The organism is Pseudomonas sp. FW300-N2A2 (assembly GCF_017351735.1).
In the GTDB taxonomy this organism is placed as follows: Bacteria; Pseudomonadota; Gammaproteobacteria; order Pseudomonadales; family Pseudomonadaceae; genus Aquipseudomonas; species Aquipseudomonas migulae.
Genome location: NZ_JACNDU010000079.1, coordinates 1 through 277 on the forward strand (window position 1 = coordinate 1; position 277 = coordinate 277).

Sequence of the window (277 nt, forward strand, 5' to 3'; positions counted from 1 at the left end):
CAAAGACTAGAAATCAACATTCACCACCATCACGATGGAATGCTCATTTCTAAGCTTTATACAATCAGAAGCAGTAGTGGTGGAGCCAAACGGGATCGAACCGTTGACCTCCTGCGTGCAAGGCAGGCGCTCTCCCAGCTGAGCTATGGCCCCGTATTGCTACAGGATCCCACACAAAAATTGGTGGGTCTGGGCAGATTCGAACTGCCGACCTCACCCTTATCAGGGGTGCGCTCTAACCAACTGAGCTACAGACCCAATTTCGGGCTGCTTCTTA

At 51.3% G+C, this 277-nt stretch carries 2 tRNA genes; both read right to left on the reverse strand.

The features are described 5' to 3' along the window. Positions 1 to 77 precede the first annotated feature (77 nt). Positions 78 to 153, reverse strand: a tRNA-Ala gene (locus J4E42_RS29335). A 28-nt stretch (positions 154 to 181) separates the two neighbouring features. Next, positions 182 to 258 (reverse strand) — tRNA-Ile (locus J4E42_RS29340). Positions 259 to 277 lie beyond the last annotated feature (19 nt).